Source organism: Delftia lacustris (assembly GCF_040267515.1).
In the GTDB taxonomy this organism is placed as follows: Bacteria; Pseudomonadota; Gammaproteobacteria; order Burkholderiales; family Burkholderiaceae_C; genus Comamonas; species Comamonas tsuruhatensis.
Genome location: NZ_CP141274.1, coordinates 3138190 through 3156542 on the forward strand (window position 1 = coordinate 3138190; position 18353 = coordinate 3156542).

An 18353-nucleotide genomic window follows, 5' to 3' on the forward strand; every position below is an offset into this window, starting at 1 on the left:
GAACGGGCAAGGACACAAAGGCAGCTTCGGCTGCCTTTGTGCTTTGGGGGGGTAGTACGGGTCGCAGGCCGGCTCAGGCCTGGGAGCGCAGCCACTGCAGCAACTGGGCGTGCACGCCATTCGGTGCAGGCGGGGCAGGGGACAGCAGGCAATAGCGCGATCCATCCTCCACAAAGCCCATGGGCGCCGCCAGCACGCCGCTGGCAATGTCGTCGCGCACCAGTTGCCAGGGGCCTATGGCCACGCCCATTCCGGCGACGGCAGCCTGGAGCGTGAAATAGAAATGTTCGAACTGCAGCTGCGGTCCCGAGGGCTGGGGCTGGCCGCTGCACTCGGCCCAGGTGGCCCAGGCGCCAGGGCGCGTGCGGCTTTGCAGCAAGGGCGCATCGGCGCGCAGCCTGGGCGTGTGCTCTTGCGCGGGGCGGTCGCACCATTGCGCCAGGCGATCGGGCCGGCAGACCGGGCCTATGCGCTCTGCGAACAGCGTTTCGGCATGGCAGCCTGCGGGCAGGGCGAAATCGTCGCGCCGTATGGCCAGGTCGATCCCGTCCGCAAACGAGAACGGGCCGCCGCCGGCCACCAGGTGCAGTTGCAGCTCGGGATGCATTTGCTGGAACTGTGGCCAGCGCGGAATCAGCCAGCGCATCAGCAAGGTGGGTTCGCAGGACAGCACCCAGCGGCGCGCATGCCGCGCGCGTGCGCGCAACTCCTGCGTCGCCTGGCGCATGCGCTCCAGGCCTTCATGCACGGCCTGTGCGAGATGGCGCCCAGCGTCGGTCAGGAAGACGCGGCGGCTGCGGCGGTCAAACAGGGTCACGCCCAGATCGTCTTCCAGCAGGCGCACGGCCCGGCTGATGGCGCCATGGGTCAGGTGCAACTCCTCTGCCGCCTTGCTGAAGTTCTCCCGCCGGGCGGCCGCTTCGAAGCAACGCAAGGCCTGCAGCGACGGCAGCCGCTTGCTCGGGGTATGTGAGTTGAGTTCACCAACTGTGTCAGAAAACATCGTTATGTATTTTCATGGAAGGCCAATAGTATCCGGCGCGTTGCATTGAATCGAATGGATAACCGATGACCGAATGGATAGCTGTAGTCACCATTACCTTGCTGGCCGTCATCAGCCCAGGGGCGGATTTCGCCATGGTCACACGCAACAGCCTGCTGCGCTCGCGCCGCGCGGGCCTGCTCACGGCGCTGGGCATTGGCCTGGGGGTGCTGGTCCATGTCGGCTATACCTTGCTCGGGGTCGGACTGCTCATGCAGCAGTCCACCTGGTTGTTCGACGTGGTCAAGCTGCTGGGTGCAGCCTATCTGATCTATCTGGGCGTGACCATGCTGCGCAGCCGGCCGGACGGAGAAATGGCCAGCCACCCAGCTGCCGTACTGTCCGACATGGCGGCGCTGCGCACGGGCTTTCTGACGAATGCGCTCAATCCCAAGACCACGGTGTTTGTGGTGAGCCTGTTCCTGCAGATCGTGGGGCAGGACACATCGCTGGCCACGCAACTGGCGTACGGCGGGTTCATCTCGCTGGCCCATGTGGGTTGGTTTTGCATCGTGGCGCTGTGCTTTTCCGCGCAGCGGGTTCGTGCCCGGCTGCTGGCCGTACGGCACTGGATAGACCGGGCCTTTGGCGGCATGTTGGTGGGCTTCGGTGTGTTGCTGGCCAGTGCCAAGCTGAGGCTGTGATGCTATGAAGGCCTGACAGGAATCGGTGGGGGAGGACGGGCGAAAGGCCGCAGCGCATGCGGCCTCTGCCCGGCATGCAAGGCCTGCGAGGTGCCATGGGGTGCCTCGCAGGCCAAGCTGTTTCTGGGGCAGCGGAAATGCCTGGCCGCGCAGCTGGAGCGCCTCACCTGGGCGTTCCAGTGCCACGGGCTATGTCGAATGCGCTGCCGATGCCCGCTGCCGCAAGCCGGTTGGTGGGCAGATGCCAGGGGCGCTGCTTGCGGGCGCCGCTTGGCCTATGCTTTCGATACTTCACACATCACCCACAGGGCGCACGGCATGTGCCCCCAGGAAACCGCATCCAATGGAAACAACAAGGCAGGGGGTGCATCCCTCATGGATCGTCGTGATGGCCGGCGTCAGCGCGGCCCTGCATGTAGGCAAGCTGCCGCCGGCCGTGCCGGTGCTGCAGCAGCAGCTGGGCGTGTCCCTGCTGCAGGCCGGCTTTCTGCTTTCCACCGTGCAGGTGGCCGGCATGCTGCTGGGCCTGGTGGTGGGCCTGGGGGCTGACCGCTGGGGACTGCGGCGCAGCATGCTGGCGGGCCTGCTGTTGATGGCGGGTGCCAGCGCACTGGGCGCCATCGCCACGGGTTTTGCACCGTTGCTGGCCCTGCGCGCCGTGGAAGGACTGGGCTTTCTGCTGGTCGCCATGCCGGGGCCAGGCCTGATTCGCCGCTGCGTGGCGCCGCACGATCTGAGCGCGCGCATGGGCTGGTGGGGCACCTACATGCCGCTGGGCAGTGCCATCGGCTTACTGCTGGGTCCCTGGGTGATGGCCTGGGCTTCCTGGCCGCTGTGGTGGCTGCTTCTGGGGCTGGTCTCTGCCCTGGCTTGCGCCGCCGTGTGGTACGGCGTGCCGACAGACGGCCCGAAGGCACCCGTTGGCACGTCGGCGGCTGGCGGGGGGTGGCGTCCGCGCCTGGCGCTGACTTTGCGCAGCCCTGGCCCCTGGTGCGTGGCGCTGGGCTTTGCCGTGTATTCGGGACAGTGGATGGCCGTCATCGGCTTTCTTCCCACGGTCTATGCCGAGGCGGGCCTGGGAGCGGCGTTGTCGGGCACGCTGACGGCCGTGGTGGCGCTGGCCAACATGGTGGGCAATGTGGCATCGGGCCGTCTGCTGCAAGGCGGCTGGAGCGCATCGCGGGCGCTGCGCCTGGGCTTCGGCTGCATGGCTTTGTGCGCGCTGCTGGCCTATGTGCAATGGCAAGGCCAGCCGTTGGCACCTTTGTGGCTGCGCTTTGCTGCGGTAGTTGTGTTCTCGGCAGCGGGGGGACTGATTCCGGGCACGCTGTTTTCCATGGCCGTGCGGCTTGCCCCCGATGAGTCCACTGTTTCGACCACGGTGGGCTTCATGCAGCAATGGTCCAGCGTGGGCCAGTTTGCAGGGCCGCCTCTGGTGGCGGCCGTGGCAGTGCAGGCGGGCGGATGGCAGTGGACCTGGGTGGTGACGGCGGCCATGTGCGCCATCGGCTGGTGGCTGGCCGGCGCCATTGCCCGCATCAGCGCGGCGCCTGCAAGGCAGCGCGAACGCGCTGCCGCCTGATCACGCGTCGCGCGAACCTGTGAGCGCCTTCAGGGCCTCTTCCATCTGTCGTGCGTGGTCCAGCGCGGGCAGCCAGGCCTCAGGCAGCGGTTGGGTGGGCGCCTGGGGGGCCGAGGCGGCCAACCTGGCCAGGGCGTCGTCTGGCTGCAGGGCCACCACGTTGCCATTGGCGGCCAGTTGCCGGCAGGCTTCGATCAGCCATTCACAGTGCAGGACGATGGCGCGCGGCATGAGGCCGCTGTCATGCGACATTCCGCGCACCAGGCTTTCGCCCAGCAGCAGCGCGCTGGCGTACAGGCGCACGGCATGGCGGTCGTAGCGCGCCGTGACGGTCTGCAGTGCCGCGCCACCCAGGCGTCCGCGCACGGACCAGCGGCTGGCGCTTTGCGCCTCCGCCATGGCGGTGCGCAGCGCGCTCAGCGCATCGCTGCTGCGCGTGAGCTGGCCCAGTGCCACGGTGGCGTCGGGTGTGTCGTGGGTGGCGGTGGCACGCAGCGTGGCGTCCAGCCCGTCGGCCAGCTGGCCCAGCAACGCGCTTGCCGAACGTGATACGGCACGCAGCGGATTGGCCGTGAAGATGACCTGGCTGAACATCAGGCCCACGCCTGCGCCGACCAGCACGTCAACCAGCCGGGTTTCGCCCGCCGCGCTGGGCCCCATGCTGAGGACCAGCACCACGGAAACGCCGGCCTGTATCGGAACCACAGGCGGCTGCCCCAGCATGGCGGCCAGCGACAGCGCGACCAGCGAGGCCAGGCTCAGCCGCAGCAGGGGAATGGTGTCGGGCAGCAGCCAGGCCAGTTCGCCGACGATGATGCCGATGGCGCAGCCCAGCACCAGGCCCCAGGTTTGCTTGAGATGGCTGGGCAGGCCGGGCGCCAGGCAGACCAGGGCGGTGACGGCGGCAAAGACGGGTCTGGGGTGGCCCAGCAGGTAGTGGGACAGTTCCCAGGCCAGCATGGCGCCCAGCGAGGCGGCGATGGCATCGCGCAGCGCCAGCCGCAGGCGGCCTGGCGCCGCGGCCATGCCGCTCTTGAGTGGTCCAGTGGTTGTTTTTGCTTTTGATTTTCGCCAGCGCACGAAGATGGTCCCTCCAGCTTGCGAAATCCAGGTTCGCAAATGCCCAAAAGCATAGCGGCCGATGCAGGGCAGGAGTGCAGGAAAGAGGCTTCTTGCTTGTAAGAAAGCAGCCCGTGCGAGGCGTGTTCAGCCGTGCCTGAGCAGGCCTTCGATGAAGCTCCATTCCTCGGGCGTGACCGGCGTGATCGACAACCGATTGCCCTTTTGCAGCACACGCATCTGCGCCAGTTCAGGATGCGCGCGCAGCTCGGCAATCTGCAGCGTGCGTGTCTTGCGCAGCGCCTGCACGTCCAGCGTGAGCCAGCGCGGCTTGTCGGGAGAAGACTTGGGGTCGTAGTACGGGCTGGCCGGGTCGAACTGCGAGGCGTCGGTGCGCAGATTGCCGGCAATGCGGGCGATGCCGTAGATGCCGGGCTCGGCGCAGCTGGAATGCCAGTACAGCACCCCGTCGCCGACCTGCATGGCATCACGCATGAAGTTGCGCGCCTGGTAGTTGCGCACCCCGTCCCAGGCAATGGTGGCCTGCGGCGCGGCCAGCGCATGGTCTATGGAGTATTCGTCGGGCTCGTTCTTCATGAGCCAGAACTGGCGGGCGGAGGGTGTGGGGGCTGCAGTCATGCAACGATTGTGGCAAATCCCCGGACGCCGTGGCGGCGTTCTGCGCGCGGCGGCAGGAGTGTGTCAGGGGCTGGACAATGGCCTTCAGCCGGGCGCCTTTCCCATGCCCGCGAACCACAGGAATCCTGCATGTCCGACCGCTCCACCTATGTCCCGCCCGCCGTATGGCAGCCTGCGCCCTCGGGCGGCACCTTCGCCAACATCAACCGCCCGGTCGCCGGGCCGACCCACGACAAGACACTGCCGGTGGGGCAGCAGCCTCTGCAGCTGTATTCGCTGGCCACGCCCAACGGCGTGAAGGTCACCATCATGCTGGAGGAGCTGCTGGCGCTGGGCCATGGCGGCGCCGAGTACGACGCCTGGCTGATCCGCATCAGCGATGGCGACCAGTTCTCCAGCGGCTTTGTCGAGGTCAACCCCAATTCCAAGATTCCCGCGCTGGTGGACCGCAGCGTGGAGCCGCCGGTGCGCGTGTTCGAGTCGGGCTCCATCCTGCTGTACCTGGCCGAGAAGTTTGGCGCGCTGCTGCCTGCCGAGCCCGCTGCACGCACCGAGACGCTGAACTGGCTGTTCTGGCAGATGGGATCGGCGCCTTACCTGGGCGGCGGCTTCGGTCATTTCTATGCCTATGCTCCCGAAAAGTTCGAGTACCCGATCAACCGGTTCACCATGGAAACCAAGCGCCAGCTGGACGTGCTCAATCGCCAGCTGGCCGAGCACGCCTTCATTGCGGGAGAGCACTACAGCATTGCCGACATCGCCATCTGGCCCTGGTATGGCGCACTGGTGCTCAACGAGGTGTACGGCGCGGCCGAGTTCCTGGCGGCCCATGAGTACACGCATGTGATGCGCTGGGCCCGCGAGATTGCCCAACGGCCGGCGGTGGTGCGCGGCCGCCGCGTCAATCGCACCTGGGGAGACGAGGCCACCCAGGTGCCGGAGCGCCACCGCGCCTCGGACCTGGGCTGATCGCCATTTACTGGGAGCGGCCCCAGGGGCCGCGGTCCGGCTGGCGCCAAAAGCGCGGGCGCTTGCCGGATGGCTGGGCCCCGGGCTCGCCCTCGCCCTCGCCCTCGCCCTTGCCTTTGCCCTTGCCGTGCTCATGCAATTGCTTGCCGGTCTGCTCGACCTTGCGGGCCGTGCGTTCCAGCTGCGTGGGCAGATGCGAGGGAATGTCGAGCTCCGCCTGCTCGACCACGCGAATGCAGTCCTGGATGTGGCGCTCTCCCAGGTAGCGCAGCGTGGCGTAGCCCAGGGCGGCCGCTGCAGCCTGGCCGGCCAGCGGCACGTACTTTGCCGCTTGGGTTGCCGTCATGCGCATGCCGGCAGCGCGTGCCAGGCGCACCACCATGTCGCGCGTGATCAGCTTGCCGATCAGTACCGAGCCGACCATGGCCACGGCCTTTTGCACCTGCTCGCGCTTGCCGGGGTCCAGCCTGTCCAGCTGTTCGGGCGTGAGGCCGAACTCACGGTTGATGCGCGGCAGCAGGCGCGCCAGCAGGGCTGCGTCAACCAGCCAGTCCAGCCCCGGGATCGGCAGGCTGCTGGCTGCGGCTCCCACCAGCGCACGCCGGTGCAGCAGCTTGCGCGCGCTCTCTGCGGCCTGCGCCACATCGTGGCGCGGTGGTGGAGGGGGAGGGGTCTTGTCCGATGTGCGAAAGATCATGCGTGCCAGTGGGTCCGGGGCAGATGTCGATCAGGAGAATGCGCCAGCCGGAGGAGGCGGCTGGCGCCGGTGCGGTCAGCGTGCGCTCTTGCTGCGCACCAGGCTGTAGATGAAGAGGATGACGATGGCGCCAACGATGGAGGCGATCCAGCCAGCGGGCTGCCCGGCTTCATACCAGCCCATGGCGACACCGACATAGCTGGCAAGAAACGATCCTGCCACACCAAGCAGGATGGTCATGATCCAGCCAAGGCTGTCGTCGCCGGGTTTGAGTGCGCGCGCCAGCAGGCCAACGACCAGGCCAACGATGAGGGTGCCAATCAAGGACATCATGCTTTTCTCCGAACTGAAGCTTCCATGCCGCGACTCTAGGGCCCGGCGCATGCCGGCCCTGTCGGACAGCGTCTCAACCTGGGACGAAGGCAGTGCAGTGCCCTGAAAAACAAAACGCCTGCATCTGCAGGCGCCTGGACTGGGGGAGGGCAGACAGCCCGCCGTGGTTACTGCAGCTGGCTTGCCTGCATCTGCATGGCCAAGGCAGCCTTGCTGGCATCCAGGCCCAGGCCGTCGGAGTCCTGCACGCGACGGGCGCCATCGAAGCGGCGGGCCCAGTAGGCGCTTTGCATGCTTTCCACGCGCACCTGTGCACCGGTGCGGGGGGCATGAATGAAGTTGCCGTCGCCGACATAGATGCCGACGTGGCTGAAGGCGCGGCGCATGGTGTTGAAGAACACCAGATCGCCGGGCTTGAGTTCGTTCTTGTCGATTTTTTCCGTGGCCTGTGCCTGCTGGTCAGCGCGACGCGGCAGGACCTTGCCCAGGGTCTCGGAGTAGATGGCACGGACAAAGCCGCTGCAGTCGAAGCCGGTCTCGGCACTGTTGCCGCCGCGACGGTAGGGAACGCCGATGAAGCCCATGGCGGTCACGACCAGGTCGGAGGTCTTTTCGGCGACGCTTTGTCGTGCTTCCTTGACGAAGTCGGAAGTGCGCTCCGCCATGTGGTGGCGGGCTTCGCGCAGCTGCGAGATGAGGCTGCGGTTGACCAGCAGCTGGTTCATATCGTCGTCACGCAGCTCGGGCGGAGCCGCGTGTGCAGTGGCGCTGACGAACAGGAGTGCGATAAGCCATCGGGACATGGGGCGCGAGATTACCACGCAAAAACGTAGGACAAATTCGATAAGACCCCCGAAGGCCCGGGTTTTTGAGCCACCTCAGGAATCGCCGGCGCCCGGCGGTGATGGCCCCCAAGCTGCGACAATAGCGGGCTGTCCTGTTTTCCGATAAGAAGGGCGGCCCGCGCCGCCTCGTATTCCAAGAAAGATCCGCCATGCTGCTTGAAGCCTCCGACTCCCAGCTTGTACTCGTCGATTACCAGGAGCGCCTGATGCCGGCCATCTTCGAGGGCCCGGCAGTCCTGGCCAATGCCGTGAAACTGGCTCGTCTGGCGCATCTGGTGGAAGTGCCGGTGTTCGGCACCGAACAGAACCCCTCGCGCCTGGGTGCCAACGATGCCCAACTGCGCGCGCTGTGCGACAGGACACTGTCCAAGATGCATTTCAGCGCCGTGTCCGAAGGACTGGGCGAGTGGCTGCGTCCGCCTGCACGTCCCCAGGGCGGCAATGCGCGCAGCCTGCCCAAGCACCTGCAAAAGCCCCAGCAGCAGGCGCCAGAGCGCAGCATGGTGGTGATTGCCGGCTGCGAAGCCCATGTCTGCCTGCTGCAGACGGCGCTGGAACTGCTGGAAGACGAGTTCGACGTCTGGGTCGTCACCGATGCCTGCAGCTCGCGCACCGAGCGCAACCGCGATGCTGCCTTCGATCGCCTGGCCGGCGCGGGTGCCGAACTGGTGACCACGGAGATGGTGGCCTTCGAGTGGCTGCGCAGCTGCGAGCACCCGGCCTTCAAGGATCTGCTGGCCCTGGTCAAGTAAGCGGCTGAAGCGATGGTTTTCGTCGAGGCGCCTGCACGGCGCCTTTTTTTACGCCCGTCGCAAGGCGGGGCCATGAAAGACGAATGGGACGGAGGGGGCCGGCCCGGGTCGCTGTGCAGGATTTGTCAGCTTTGGGCAAGCGCATTATGAATAATTATGAATTCAGAAGCCGCCAATCCATGACAACGACAGGAGACAGACAATGGCCCCGCGTTTCGACGATTTCCACCGCCGCTCCATCCAGGAGCGCGATGCCTTCTGGGCCGAGCAGGCCGGCCGCATCGACTGGCATGTGCCGCCCCAGTGCATCTGCGACTATGACAACCCGCCGTTCGCCAGGTGGTTCGTGGGCGGCCAGACCAATCTTTGCCACAACGCCGTGGACCGGCACCTGGCCGAGCGCGCCGACCAGAATGCGCTGATCGCCATCTCCACCGAGACCGGCACCGAGAAGGTCTATACCTACCGCGAACTGCATGCCGAGGTGCAGCGCATGGCCGCCGTGCTGCAGTCGCTGGGCGTGCAAAAGGGCGACCGCGTCCAGATCTACATGCCCATGATTGCCGAGGCGGCCTTTGCCATGCTGGCCTGTGCGCGGCTGGGTGCCATCCATTCGGTGGTGTTCGGCGGCTTTGCGTCGGCGGCGCTGGCCTCGCGCATCGACGATGCCGAGCCCAAGGTCATCATCAGTGCCGACGCGGGCTCGCGCGGCGGGCGCGTCGTGGCCTACAAGCCTTTGCTGGACGAGGCCCTGCAACTGGCCAGCCACAAGCCAGCGGCCGTGCTCATCGTGGACCGTGGCCTGGCGCCTGCGCCCATGCGCGCCGGCCGCGACCACGACTGGACCAGCCTGCGTGCGCTGCACGCCGACGCCCAGGTCGCCTGCACCTGGGTGGAATCCACCGACCCCAGCTACACGCTCTACACCAGCGGCACCACGGGGCGCCCCAAGGGCGTGCAGCGCGACACGGGCGGCTACACGGTGGCGCTTGCCGCCAGCATGCCGCTGATCTTCGGGGCCGAGGCGGGCCAGACCTTTTTCTGCACCAGCGACATCGGCTGGGTCGTGGGGCACAGCTACATCATCTATGGGCCCCTGATCGCGGGCATGGCCACCGTGCTCTACGAGGGCCTGCCCATACGCCCCGACGCGGGCATCTGGTGGAGCATCGCGGAGAAGTACCGGGTCACCCACATGTTCTCGGCGCCCACGGCCATCCGCGTGCTCAAGAAGCACGATGCCGAGTACCTGCACCGCCACGATATCTCCAGCCTCAAGGCGCTGTGGCTGGCCGGCGAGCCGCTGGACGAGCCCACGGCGCAGTGGATCAGCCAGGCCCTGGGCAAGCCCATCATCGACAACTACTGGCAGACCGAGACCGGCTGGCCCATCCTCACGCTGTGCAACGGCGTGGAGCAGCAGACCACGCGCTTCGGCAGTCCCGGCAAGGCCGTCTATGGCTATGACGTGAAACTGATCGACGAGGCCACGGGCGAGGAGCTGCTCGGCGCCGGGCAAAAGGGCGTGCTGGCCATCGAGGGACCGCTGCCGCCGGGCTGCATGCAGACCGTCTGGCGAGACGACCAGCGCTTCGTCAACACCTACTGGAAGAGCATTCCGGGCCGCATGGTCTACAGCACCTTCGATTGGGGCATTCGCGACGAGGACGGCTACTTCTTCATCCTGGGCCGCACGGACGACGTGATCAACGTGGCCGGCCACCGCCTTGGCACGCGCGAGATCGAGGAATGCATCTCCGCCCACCCCCAGGTGGCCGAAGTCGCCGTGGTCGGCGTGGCCGATGCGCTCAAGGGCCAGGCGGCGCTGGCCTTTGCCGTGCCGCGCACGGCGCTGGAAGGCGAGGCCGAGCGCGCGGCGCTGGAGGCCGACGTGATGAAGCTGGTCGATGCGCGCCTGGGAGCCGTGGCCCGGCCCTCGCGCGTGGTCTTCGTCAGTGCGTTGCCCAAGACGCGCAGCGGCAAGCTGCTGCGCCGTGCCATGCAGGCCGTGGCCGAGGGGCGCGACCCTGGCGACCTCAGCACCATGGAAGACCCGGCTGCGCTGGCCCAGGTGCAGCAGCAGCTGTGAGGCAGGGCACGCGCCGCAGCCGCTTGCAGCCGGGGTGATGTGCGGCGGCGCCCCTGCCTGCCGCGCCTACAAGCCTGCCGCGCCTACAATCGCGCCTTGGGCCGCAGCCGGGCCAGGTCCCCAGGCTGCGGCGCCCTGTTTTCAACCGACGAGAAAGCGTTTTCGACGTGCAGGTCGCATCTTCCATCTTCAAAGCCTATGACATCCGCGGCATCGTGCCGTCCACGCTCAACGAGGAGGTCGCGCTCGGCGTGGGCCGCGCCTTCGGCATGGCGGCCCTGGCGGTCGGCGAGACCGTGGTGGCCGTGGGACGCGATGGCCGCCTGTCGGGACCCTCGTTGTCCGCGGCGCTGATCGCCGGGCTGACCGAGGTTGGCATCGAGGTGATCGACATCGGCCTGGCCACCACGCCCATGCTGTACTACGCAGCCAGCACGCTGGCGCGCTCGGGCATCCAGGTCACGGGCAGCCACAACCCCAAGGACTACAACGGTTTCAAGATGGTGCTGGCCGGCCGCGCCATCTACGGCGAGGAAATCCAGGCCCTGCGCCGCCGCGTCGAAAGCGATGACTGGACGATCACGGGCACCGGCAGCGTGCGCCGCGCCGATGTGCAGGCCGACTACCAGGCGCGCATCGTGGGTGATGTGAAGCTGGCGCGCCCCATCAAGATCGTGGTGGACTGCGGCAACGGCGTGGCCGGTGCCTCGGCGCCCGGCATCTTCCGCGCCCTGGGTTGCGAGGTGATCGAGCTGTTCTCCGAAGTGGACGGTGAATTCCCCAACCACCATCCCGACCCCAGCAAGCCCGAGAACCTGCGCGACGTGATCGAGGCGCTGCGCACCTCGGACGCCGAACTGGGCCTGGCCTTCGATGGTGACGGCGACCGCCTGGGCATCGTCACCAAGGACGGCCAGAACATCTTCCCCGACCGCCAGATGATGCTGTTCGCCAAGGACGTGCTCTCGCGCGTGCCGGGCGGCAGCATCGTCTACGACGTGAAATGCACGCAGCGCCTGGCGCCCGCCATCCGCGAGGCCGGGGGCGAGCCCGTGATGTTCAAGACCGGGCACTCCCTGGTCAAGGCCCGCATGAAGGAACTGGACGCGCCGCTGGGCGGCGAGATGAGCGGCCACATCTTCTTCAAGGAGCGCTGGTATGGCTTCGATGACGGCACCTACGCGGGCTGCCGCCTGCTGGAGATCGTCAGCCGCGAGGCCGACCCCAGCGCCTTGCTCAACGCGCTGCCCACCAGCTTTTCCACCCCGGAACTGAATGTGGCCTGCGCCGAGGGCGAGCCCCATCGCCTGGCCGCCGAACTGCAGGCCCTGGCCGCCGAGACCTTTGCCGCACCGGCCCAGGTCAGCACCATCGACGGCCTGCGCGTGGACTGGGCCGACGGCTTCGGCCTGATCCGCGCCAGCAACACCACGCCCGTGCTGGTGCTGCGCTTCGAGGGCCAGACCCAAGAGGCGCTGTCGCGCATCGAGACGCAGATGCTGGCGCTGCTGGAGCGCGTCAAGCCCGGCGCGCAGGTTGGCGGTGCCGCGCACTGATTTGCGCGCCAGGCGATGACTTCCCGCTCTCCCACGTCCTGGGCGCGCGCGCTGTACAGCGCTGTGACCTGGGCGGCGCAGCCGCTGCTGCGACGCAAGCTGCTGCGCCGCGCCGAGGCCGAGCCCGTCTATGCCGAGCACATTCCCGAGCGCTTTGGCCGCTACCAGCCGGCCACGCTGGGGCAGGACGGACGCGGCCTGTGGATCTGGATTCATGCCGTATCGCTGGGTGAGACGCGCGCTGCCGCCATCTTGCTGACCGCGCTGCGCGAGCGCCTGCCCGGCATGCGCCTGCTGCTGACCCATGGCACGGCCACAGGCCGCACAGAAGGCCGCCGGCTGCTGCAGTCCGGCGACCTGCAGGTCTGGCAGCCCTGGGATACGCCGGCGGCCGTGCGCCGCTTCGTGCAGCAGTTCAGGCCCGCAGTCGGCGTGCTCATGGAAACCGAGGTCTGGCCCAACCTGGTCGCCATCTGCCGCGAAGAGGGCGTGCCGCTGGCGCTGGCCAATGCGCGGCTCAGCGACAAATCGCTGGGCCAGGCACTGCGCGTGGCGCCGCTGGCGCGGCCCACCTATGCCGCCCTGGCCGCCGCCTGGGCGCAGACCGAGGACGATGCGCAGCGCCTGCGCCTGCTGGGTGCGCCCGTGCGCGGCGTGCTCGGCAACCTGAAATTCGATGCGCGTCCGGACGCTGCGCTGCTGGAGCGCGCCCGGCAATGGAAGTCCGGCCTGTCCCGCCCTGTGGTGCTGCTGGCCAGCAGCCGGGAGGGCGAGGAGGCCATGCTGCTGTCCGCCCTGCGCACGCTGGGGCCTGTGGGCCGGGCCGTGCAATGGCTGGTCGTGCCGCGCCATCCGCAGCGCTTTGACGAAGTGGCGGCGCTGCTGGCTGGCGGCGGCCTGCATGTCTCGCGCCGCAGCCAGTGGGTGGGTGGTCCGCCCTGCGGAGCTGCGGCGGATGACATCGACATCTGGCTGGGTGATTCGCTGGGCGAGATGGCCCTGTACTACGGCCTGGCCGACGCCACGCTCATGGGCGGCAGCTTTGCGCCGCTGGGTGGCCAGAACCTCATCGAGGCCCTGGCCTGCGACTGCCCCGTGGTGCTGGGGCCGCACACCTTCAACTTCAGCGAGGCCTCGGACCTGGCCTGCGAGGCCGGCGCCGCGCTGCGCGCACCCGACCTGGAGCACGGGCTGCGCCTGGCCGTGGACCTGGCCGGGGACCGCCAGTCCCACGCCCATGCCGTGGCCCAGGCGCGCGGCTTTCTGGACCAGCACCGTGGGGCCGCACGGGCCACGGCGCAGGCGGTGGCCGGGCTGGTGCAGCCGCTCTCCTGATCCTCCTGTGCAAGGGGCGCGGGCAGGCAAGACTACGCACCAAAGGGGCTTGTGCCAGTTCAGCGAAAGGGCGACTCAAAAGGGTTGACAAGCGCCACACCAAAATCCGCGAAGTCTCGAATGTTGCGTGTGGCCACGACCAGCCTGTGGCGGATGGCCGTGGCTGCAATCATTGCGTCCTCATACAGCGCATCGGAGCGTCCGTGCATCAGCCGGGCCCAGATCCGAAAGCTCTCGGCATCCATCGGCAGCACGTTGTAGGAGGCGGAGACCAGATCTGCCCAGCGTTCGATTTCCCGGGCCTTCTCAGCATCCTGTTGCCGGGTCAGCTCTATGCCCGCCTGGATTTCGCCCAGGCTGACCGCGGACAGATGGAGTTCCGGCTCAGGCAGGGCTTGAAGCCAGGCCAGGACGGCTCCGTGGGGCCTGGGGCGCCGCAGCTCTGAAATGATGTTGGTGTCCAGCAAATACATTTCTGGCGCACTCAGTTGGCGGGCTCGATGGGCCTGCGGTGCGCCTGGCCGCGCGGCGGGATCAGCAGGTCTGCGCGGCCCGCTTCCGAGAGCAGCAGTTCCTTGAGCGAAGCAGGTTCGGCAGCGGGATGCAGACGGCGCCACTCTTGCATAGGAACGAGCACGGCAGTGTCCGCGCCACGCCGGGTCAACACTTGCGGACCATCGGTCAGGCAGGCTTCGAGAAGCTCGTTGAAGTGGTCTTGGGCATCTTGTACAGGCCAGGATTTCATGATTGCACTCCTTCGCTCACGGGTTACAGGCCCAGTCTAGTTCCTGGACTGTTGGCTCTGCAATCCTGGGCCCATGCATGCATCATGGGCCCGATCCTTCCTGCAGCACGGGCAGGCTGACACTCGCCAGCAGCCCTCCATCCTCCGCACTGAGCAGCTCGATGCTGCCGCCGTGCCGCTCGGTCACGGTTCTGGCGATGGCCAGGCCCAGGCCGCTGCCACTCTGGCTCTGGTCGGGTACGCGGAAGAAGCGGTCGAAGACACGCTGGCGCCAGGCCTCGGCAATGCCCGGGCCACGGTCGCGCACCTGGAGCACGGCCTGGTCGCCCTGGCGCTGCAGGCGCACGCTGATGGTGGCGTGGGCGGGGCTGTATTTGATGGCGTTGTCCACGAGGTTGTCGATCAGCGAGACCAGGCCTTCGCGTTCGCCCATCACGCTCAGTGGCTCGCTGGCTTCCAGGGCCAGTTCCACCGGGCGGCGGCAGGCCAGGGCGTCGAGTGCGGCGAGCCGGTCTTCCAGCAGCAGGTCCAGGCGCAACGGCTGCATGGCCATGCCGGGCGCTTCGGTCTCGCTGCGCATGAGCTGCAGCAGCTGGGCCACCATGCGGCTGGCGCGCTGGTTGCTGCGCAGCAGGCTGTCCATGAGTTCCTGCTGGCGCGGTTCGCTGCCAAGGCGCAGCAGGGCCTCGACATTGACGTGCATGGCGGCCAGCGGCGTGCGCAGTTCGTGGGCTGCATCGGCGATGAGGTTGCGCTCGCGCTCGCTGCTGGAGCGCACGCGGGCCAGCAGGGCGTTGATGTCCTGCACCAGCGGCCGCAGCTCGGCGTGTGGCGGCGTATAGGTGAGCGCGCTGAGGTCGTCGGGGCCGCGTGTGGCCAGCTCGTCACCCACGCGGCGCAGCGGGCGCAGTGCCGCGCGTACCGACCACCAGGCCGGAAAGGCCAGGAAGGGCAGGCTGATCAGCAGTGGCAGCAGGTAGTAGCTGCGGGTGTTGAGGGTGATCAGCAGTTCCTTGAAGGACGGCAGCATCAGCGTGACTTCGGTCTGGCCCGAGGCCGAGCGCAGCGTGCTCATGCGCCAGGTCTGCCCTTCGAAATCTATGTCCTCGACCGTGTCCAGCACGCGGTTGCGCAGGGTGGGTGCCGGCGTGGGCGAGCGGTACAGGAGCTGGCCGCGCTGCCAGACCAGCAGCGTGGGCGTGAAGCGGATGTCGTCGTCTCCATCGCTGTATTCATGGCGCAGGGCCGTGTCCAGCGCGGCCAGGCTGTGCTGCTGGCGGTCCGGAAGGTCGGCCAGGTCCTCGGCCACTGCCATGACAAGTTCGTAGACAGGCTTGCTGACCAGCAATTCATTGTGGAAGTGGGCCATGTAGATGGCCGCCACCAGCAACGCGGTCCAGATCGCGGTGAGCACGCCCATCTGGGCCAGCAGCATCCGCCGGCCCAGTGTGGGCCGCAGCCAGCGGCGCCATCTCGGGCTGGCCTGGTGCCCCTGAAGGGTGTGCGATGTCATGGTCAGGACAGGGGTGCCATCGGCTGCGAGTCGATGACATAGCCAATGCCGCGCACCGTGCGTATGAAGCCCGGCCCGATCTTGCGGCGCAGGTTGGAGACATGGACCTCCAGCGCATTGCTGCCGTTGGCGCTGCCGCCCGGGATGACTTCCTCCTCGATGCCGCTGCGCGTGACCACGCGGTCCATGCGCCGCAGCAGCAGGGCCAGCAGGTCGAATTCGCAGCGGGACAGCTCGACGTTCTGGCCTGCAACGCTGACACGGCGCGTGGGCTCGTGCAGCGACAGGCCGCGCAGATGCAGCGTTCCGTCGCCCTGCCCATAGCTGCGGCGTGCCAGGGCGCGCACGCGTGACACCAGTTCGGCCAGGGCAAAGGGCTTGACCAGATAGTCATCGGCGCCGCTGTCCAGGCCGTGCAGCCGGTCATGCAGGCTGTCGCGTGCGCTCAGGATCAGCACGGGCAGGCGGCGCCATTCGCGGCGCAGGCGCGCCAGCAGGCTGATGCCGTCGCCATCGGGCAGGCCCAGGTCCAGCAGCACCATCTCGAAGCTTTGCTGCTCCAGCGTGCGCAGCGCATCGGACAGGCGGCGCACCCAGACCACGTCCATGGCGTGATCGCCCAATGCGATGCGCACGCCATTGCCCAGATCCAGATCGTCCTCCACCAGCAGCAGTCTCATCGTGTGTTCCCTGTGCCGCTCCCATGCCGCGGACCGGCGCCTGCGGGAGGGCTGCCGCGAGTATCGGTCAAGGCGGGGACGATGCGCTTCAGCATCCCTTCAGGAAAGCCGGGGCAGGTCTTCAGGCGGGTTTGCCACAGTGGCCCGCTCGACAACTCCGAAGAAGGCAAGGCGCGCATGCCAAGACTCTCCCGCTGTTCCTTGCTGAGCCGCCTGGCGGTGCTGTGCGCGCTGGCTGCCTGGATTCTGGTCGTGGCGGGTTTGCGTGCCTCGGCTTTGCCAGAGCACAGGGCTGCGGCGCCAGGCGCGCGGCCCGCGGCGGCCGGGCATCAGCCCGGGGCACTGCCGGCCGTGCGGGCGCTTCAGGGATTCAAGGGGCTGGCGCGCGGAGCGACAGCGCATCGATGGCGCGCAGGTCGTCGTCGCTGAGCGTGCCGGCGGCCTGGCGCAGCTTGAGCTGGCCCAGCAGCACCTGGTAGCGCGCCAGGGCCAGGTCGCGCTGGGTCTGGTAGAGCTGGCTCTGTGCGTTGAGCACGTCTATGTTGATGCGCACGCCGACCTCGTAGCCGAGCTTGTTGGCGTCCAGCGCGCTCTGGCTGGACGCCAGCGCGGCCTCCAGCGCCTTGACCTGGGCCTGGCCCGACTGCACGCCGAAGAAGGCCGTGCGCGTGCTCTGCTCCACGTTGCGCTGGGCGTCGTCCAGCTGTGCCCGCGCCTTGTCTTCCAGCGCCAGGGTTTCCTTGATGCGGTTTTGCACGGCAAAGCCGGCGAACAGCGGCAGGTTCATGACCACGCCCACGCTGGCGGCATTGGTGCGGTAGCTGGTGCCGATCTGCGGGGTGACCGAACCGTTGGGATAGCGGTTGACCACGTAGCCGGCCTGCAGGTCCACGGTGGGCTTGTGGCCGGCCTCGGCTTTCTTCGTTTCCAGCTGGGCGATGTCCAGCGCCAGGCGGGCCTGGCGCAGCTGGGGCTGGCCTTGCAGGGCGGTGTCCACCCAGGCCTGGGCATCGGCGGGCATCAGGGCCGGCAACTGCAGCGGCTGGGCCAGCGGGCGGGGCACGGTGCCCACGGCGCCGACGATCTGATCCAGCACCAGGCGCTTGACGCGCAGGTCGTTCTCGGCGGCGATTTCCTGCGCGCCGGCCAGGTCGAACCGGGCCTGGGCTTCGCGCGAGTCGGTGATGGTGGCCGTGCCGACCTCGAAGTTGCGCTTGGCGAATTCCAGCTGCTGTGCAATGGCTGCCTTCTGTGCCTTGACCACGGCCAGGCTGTCCTGGGCACCGAGGACATCGAAGTAGGCCTGGGCCACGCGCACCAGCAGGTTCTGCTCGCCGCTGTCCAACTGGGCGCGCGCCACGTCCACGCCGCGCTGGCCCTGGTCGTAGGCGATCTTGTTGGCCGGGCGGTACAGCGGCTGCTGGGCGCTGAGCTGCAGGTTCTGCTGGGGCGAGCGAAAGCTCCCCGGCAGCACGCTGACTTCCACATGCGATGTGTTGGCGCCCGCCTGCAGGCCCACGCTGGGCAGAAGGCCCGAGCGCGCCTGCTCGGCACGGCTGGCGGCGGCCTGGGCGTCGGCCTGCTGGGCCTGCCACTGGGCGTCGTAGCCGCGTGCCTTGGCGACCAACTCCGACAGGCTCTGGCCCGTGGCCGATGAGGCTGTCACGGCAGGCAGGCCCGAGGCCGGGGCGGCAGGGGCGGTGGACTGGGCCAGAGCGGTCCCCATGCCGCAGGCACACAGCAGCAAGGCAATCTGGCGAAGGGGCCAGGCGTGTGGGCGGGGCGGGGCGTAAGCGACAGGGGCAAGGGGCCGAAGCAGGGGCATAGAGGTCCTCGAATCAAAACACAGTCGTCACGAAGCACCGGGGACGGC

The 18353-nt window shown here is 68.0% G+C and carries 18 protein-coding genes; 7 read left to right on the top strand and 11 right to left on the bottom strand.

Features of this window, described 5'->3' with window-relative positions; translation table 11 throughout:
• Positions 1-73: 73 nt before the first annotated feature.
• Positions 74-1003 (bottom strand): LysR family transcriptional regulator, encoded by a 930-nt coding sequence (locus U6958_RS15795; protein WP_074921292.1) that lies wholly within the window; start codon positions 1001-1003, stop codon positions 74-76.
• Positions 1004-1068: 65 nt separating this feature from the next.
• Here U6958_RS15795 and U6958_RS15800 point away from each other — a divergent pair, with 65 nt between their 5' ends.
• Together U6958_RS15800 and U6958_RS15805 are read left to right on the top strand one after the other, a co-directional pair.
• Entirely contained in the window at positions 1069-1686 is a 618-nt protein-coding gene (locus U6958_RS15800) for a LysE family translocator (RefSeq protein WP_074921291.1), read from the top strand.
• 343 nt (positions 1687-2029) lie between these two features.
• Positions 2030-3268 carry a CynX/NimT family MFS transporter gene (locus U6958_RS15805; RefSeq protein WP_074921290.1) on the top strand — a complete coding sequence of 413 codons (1239 nt, stop codon included), beginning with the start codon at positions 2030-2032 and terminating at the stop codon, positions 3266-3268.
• Here the strand turns inward: U6958_RS15805 and U6958_RS15810 are convergent, their stop codons facing one another.
• Positions 3269-4294, bottom strand: a complete 1026-nt coding sequence (locus tag U6958_RS15810; RefSeq protein WP_016447101.1) for an aromatic acid exporter family protein — start codon at positions 4292-4294, stop codon at positions 3269-3271.
• A 180-nt stretch (positions 4295-4474) separates the two neighbouring features.
• Positions 4475-4966 carry an EVE domain-containing protein gene (locus tag U6958_RS15815; RefSeq protein ID WP_016447100.1) on the bottom strand — a complete coding sequence of 164 codons (492 nt, stop codon included), beginning with the start codon at positions 4964-4966 and terminating at the stop codon, positions 4475-4477.
• Positions 4967-5095: 129 nt separating this feature from the next.
• Here U6958_RS15815 and yghU point away from each other — a divergent pair, with 129 nt between their 5' ends.
• Positions 5096-5935, top strand: a complete 840-nt coding sequence (gene yghU / locus U6958_RS15820; RefSeq protein WP_016447099.1) for a glutathione-dependent disulfide-bond oxidoreductase — start codon at positions 5096-5098, stop codon at positions 5933-5935.
• 7 nt (positions 5936-5942) lie between these two features.
• On the opposite strand, the gene U6958_RS15825 is transcribed toward yghU, so the two are convergent.
• The 3 genes from U6958_RS15825 to U6958_RS15835 form a co-directional block, all read right to left on the bottom strand.
• A complete protein-coding gene (locus tag U6958_RS15825; protein ID WP_074921289.1) occupies positions 5943-6632 on the bottom strand; it encodes a hypothetical protein in 690 nt (229 codons plus the stop codon).
• A gap of 75 nt (positions 6633-6707) precedes the next feature.
• Positions 6708-6965, bottom strand: a complete 258-nt coding sequence (locus tag U6958_RS15830; protein WP_012205794.1) for a GlsB/YeaQ/YmgE family stress response membrane protein — start codon at positions 6963-6965, stop codon at positions 6708-6710.
• 167 nt (positions 6966-7132) lie between these two features.
• Positions 7133-7768 carry a C40 family peptidase gene (locus U6958_RS15835; RefSeq protein WP_016447097.1) on the bottom strand — a complete coding sequence of 212 codons (636 nt, stop codon included), beginning with the start codon at positions 7766-7768 and terminating at the stop codon, positions 7133-7135.
• 191 nt (positions 7769-7959) lie between these two features.
• Here U6958_RS15835 and U6958_RS15840 point away from each other — a divergent pair, with 191 nt between their 5' ends.
• The 4 genes from U6958_RS15840 to U6958_RS15855 all read left to right on the top strand — a co-directional run bounded on the left by U6958_RS15840 (position 7960) and on the right by U6958_RS15855 (position 13542).
• Entirely contained in the window at positions 7960-8562 is a 603-nt protein-coding gene (locus U6958_RS15840) for an isochorismatase family protein (protein WP_016447096.1), read from the top strand.
• 202 nt (positions 8563-8764) lie between these two features.
• Positions 8765-10651 (top strand): propionate--CoA ligase, encoded by a 1887-nt coding sequence (locus U6958_RS15845; protein ID WP_074921288.1) that lies wholly within the window; start codon positions 8765-8767, stop codon positions 10649-10651.
• A gap of 167 nt (positions 10652-10818) precedes the next feature.
• Positions 10819-12207, top strand: a complete 1389-nt coding sequence (locus U6958_RS15850) for a phosphomannomutase/phosphoglucomutase (protein WP_034348160.1) — start codon at positions 10819-10821, stop codon at positions 12205-12207.
• A gap of 15 nt (positions 12208-12222) precedes the next feature.
• Positions 12223-13542, top strand: a complete 1320-nt coding sequence (locus tag U6958_RS15855) for a 3-deoxy-D-manno-octulosonic acid transferase (RefSeq protein WP_074921287.1) — start codon at positions 12223-12225, stop codon at positions 13540-13542.
• A 59-nt stretch (positions 13543-13601) separates the two neighbouring features.
• On the opposite strand, the gene U6958_RS15860 is transcribed toward U6958_RS15855, so the two are convergent.
• The 5 genes from U6958_RS15860 to U6958_RS15880 form a co-directional block, all read right to left on the bottom strand.
• On the bottom strand, positions 13602-14015 hold the full coding sequence (locus U6958_RS15860) for a type II toxin-antitoxin system VapC family toxin (protein WP_043790155.1): 414 nt from the start codon (positions 14013-14015) through the stop codon (positions 13602-13604).
• An 11-nt stretch (positions 14016-14026) separates the two neighbouring features.
• Complete coding sequence (locus U6958_RS15865; protein ID WP_016451713.1) at positions 14027-14287, bottom strand: type II toxin-antitoxin system Phd/YefM family antitoxin; 261 nt, start codon at positions 14285-14287, stop codon at positions 14027-14029.
• An 82-nt stretch (positions 14288-14369) separates the two neighbouring features.
• Positions 14370-15800 carry a cell wall metabolism sensor histidine kinase WalK gene (locus U6958_RS15870; protein ID WP_074921286.1) on the bottom strand — a complete coding sequence of 477 codons (1431 nt, stop codon included), beginning with the start codon at positions 15798-15800 and terminating at the stop codon, positions 14370-14372.
• Positions 15801-15802: 2 nt separating this feature from the next.
• Entirely contained in the window at positions 15803-16480 is a 678-nt protein-coding gene (locus U6958_RS15875) for a response regulator (RefSeq protein WP_016447091.1), read from the bottom strand.
• Between the two features lie 370 nt (positions 16481-16850).
• Positions 16851-18305: a TolC family outer membrane protein gene (locus tag U6958_RS15880; protein WP_046239233.1), complete on the bottom strand. Its 1455-nt coding sequence runs from the start codon at positions 18303-18305 to the stop codon at positions 16851-16853.
• Positions 18306-18353: the final 48 nt, after the last annotated feature.

Coding starts and splice junctions, on each gene's coding strand:
- U6958_RS15795 (WP_074921292.1), bottom strand. CDS start 1,003: ATGTTTTCTGACACAGTTGGTGAACTCAACTCACATACCCCGAGCAAG.
- U6958_RS15800 (WP_074921291.1), top strand. CDS start 1,069: ATGACCGAATGGATAGCTGTAGTCACCATTACCTTGCTGGCCGTCATC.
- U6958_RS15805 (WP_074921290.1), top strand. CDS start 2,030: ATGGAAACAACAAGGCAGGGGGTGCATCCCTCATGGATCGTCGTGATG.
- U6958_RS15810 (WP_016447101.1), bottom strand. CDS start 4,294: ATGGCCGCGGCGCCAGGCCGCCTGCGGCTGGCGCTGCGCGATGCCATC.
- U6958_RS15815 (WP_016447100.1), bottom strand. CDS start 4,966: ATGACTGCAGCCCCCACACCCTCCGCCCGCCAGTTCTGGCTCATGAAG.
- yghU (WP_016447099.1), top strand. CDS start 5,096: ATGTCCGACCGCTCCACCTATGTCCCGCCCGCCGTATGGCAGCCTGCG.
- U6958_RS15825 (WP_074921289.1), bottom strand. CDS start 6,632: ATGATCTTTCGCACATCGGACAAGACCCCTCCCCCTCCACCACCGCGC.
- U6958_RS15830 (WP_012205794.1), bottom strand. CDS start 6,965: ATGATGTCCTTGATTGGCACCCTCATCGTTGGCCTGGTCGTTGGCCTG.
- U6958_RS15835 (WP_016447097.1), bottom strand. CDS start 7,768: ATGTCCCGATGGCTTATCGCACTCCTGTTCGTCAGCGCCACTGCACAC.
- U6958_RS15840 (WP_016447096.1), top strand. CDS start 7,960: ATGCTGCTTGAAGCCTCCGACTCCCAGCTTGTACTCGTCGATTACCAG.
- U6958_RS15845 (WP_074921288.1), top strand. CDS start 8,765: ATGGCCCCGCGTTTCGACGATTTCCACCGCCGCTCCATCCAGGAGCGC.
- U6958_RS15855 (WP_074921287.1), top strand. CDS start 12,223: ATGACTTCCCGCTCTCCCACGTCCTGGGCGCGCGCGCTGTACAGCGCT.
- U6958_RS15860 (WP_043790155.1), bottom strand. CDS start 14,015: ATGTATTTGCTGGACACCAACATCATTTCAGAGCTGCGGCGCCCCAGG.
- U6958_RS15865 (WP_016451713.1), bottom strand. CDS start 14,287: ATGAAATCCTGGCCTGTACAAGATGCCCAAGACCACTTCAACGAGCTT.
- U6958_RS15870 (WP_074921286.1), bottom strand. CDS start 15,800: ATGACATCGCACACCCTTCAGGGGCACCAGGCCAGCCCGAGATGGCGC.
- U6958_RS15875 (WP_016447091.1), bottom strand. CDS start 16,480: ATGAGACTGCTGCTGGTGGAGGACGATCTGGATCTGGGCAATGGCGTG.
- U6958_RS15880 (WP_046239233.1), bottom strand. CDS start 18,305: ATGCCCCTGCTTCGGCCCCTTGCCCCTGTCGCTTACGCCCCGCCCCGC.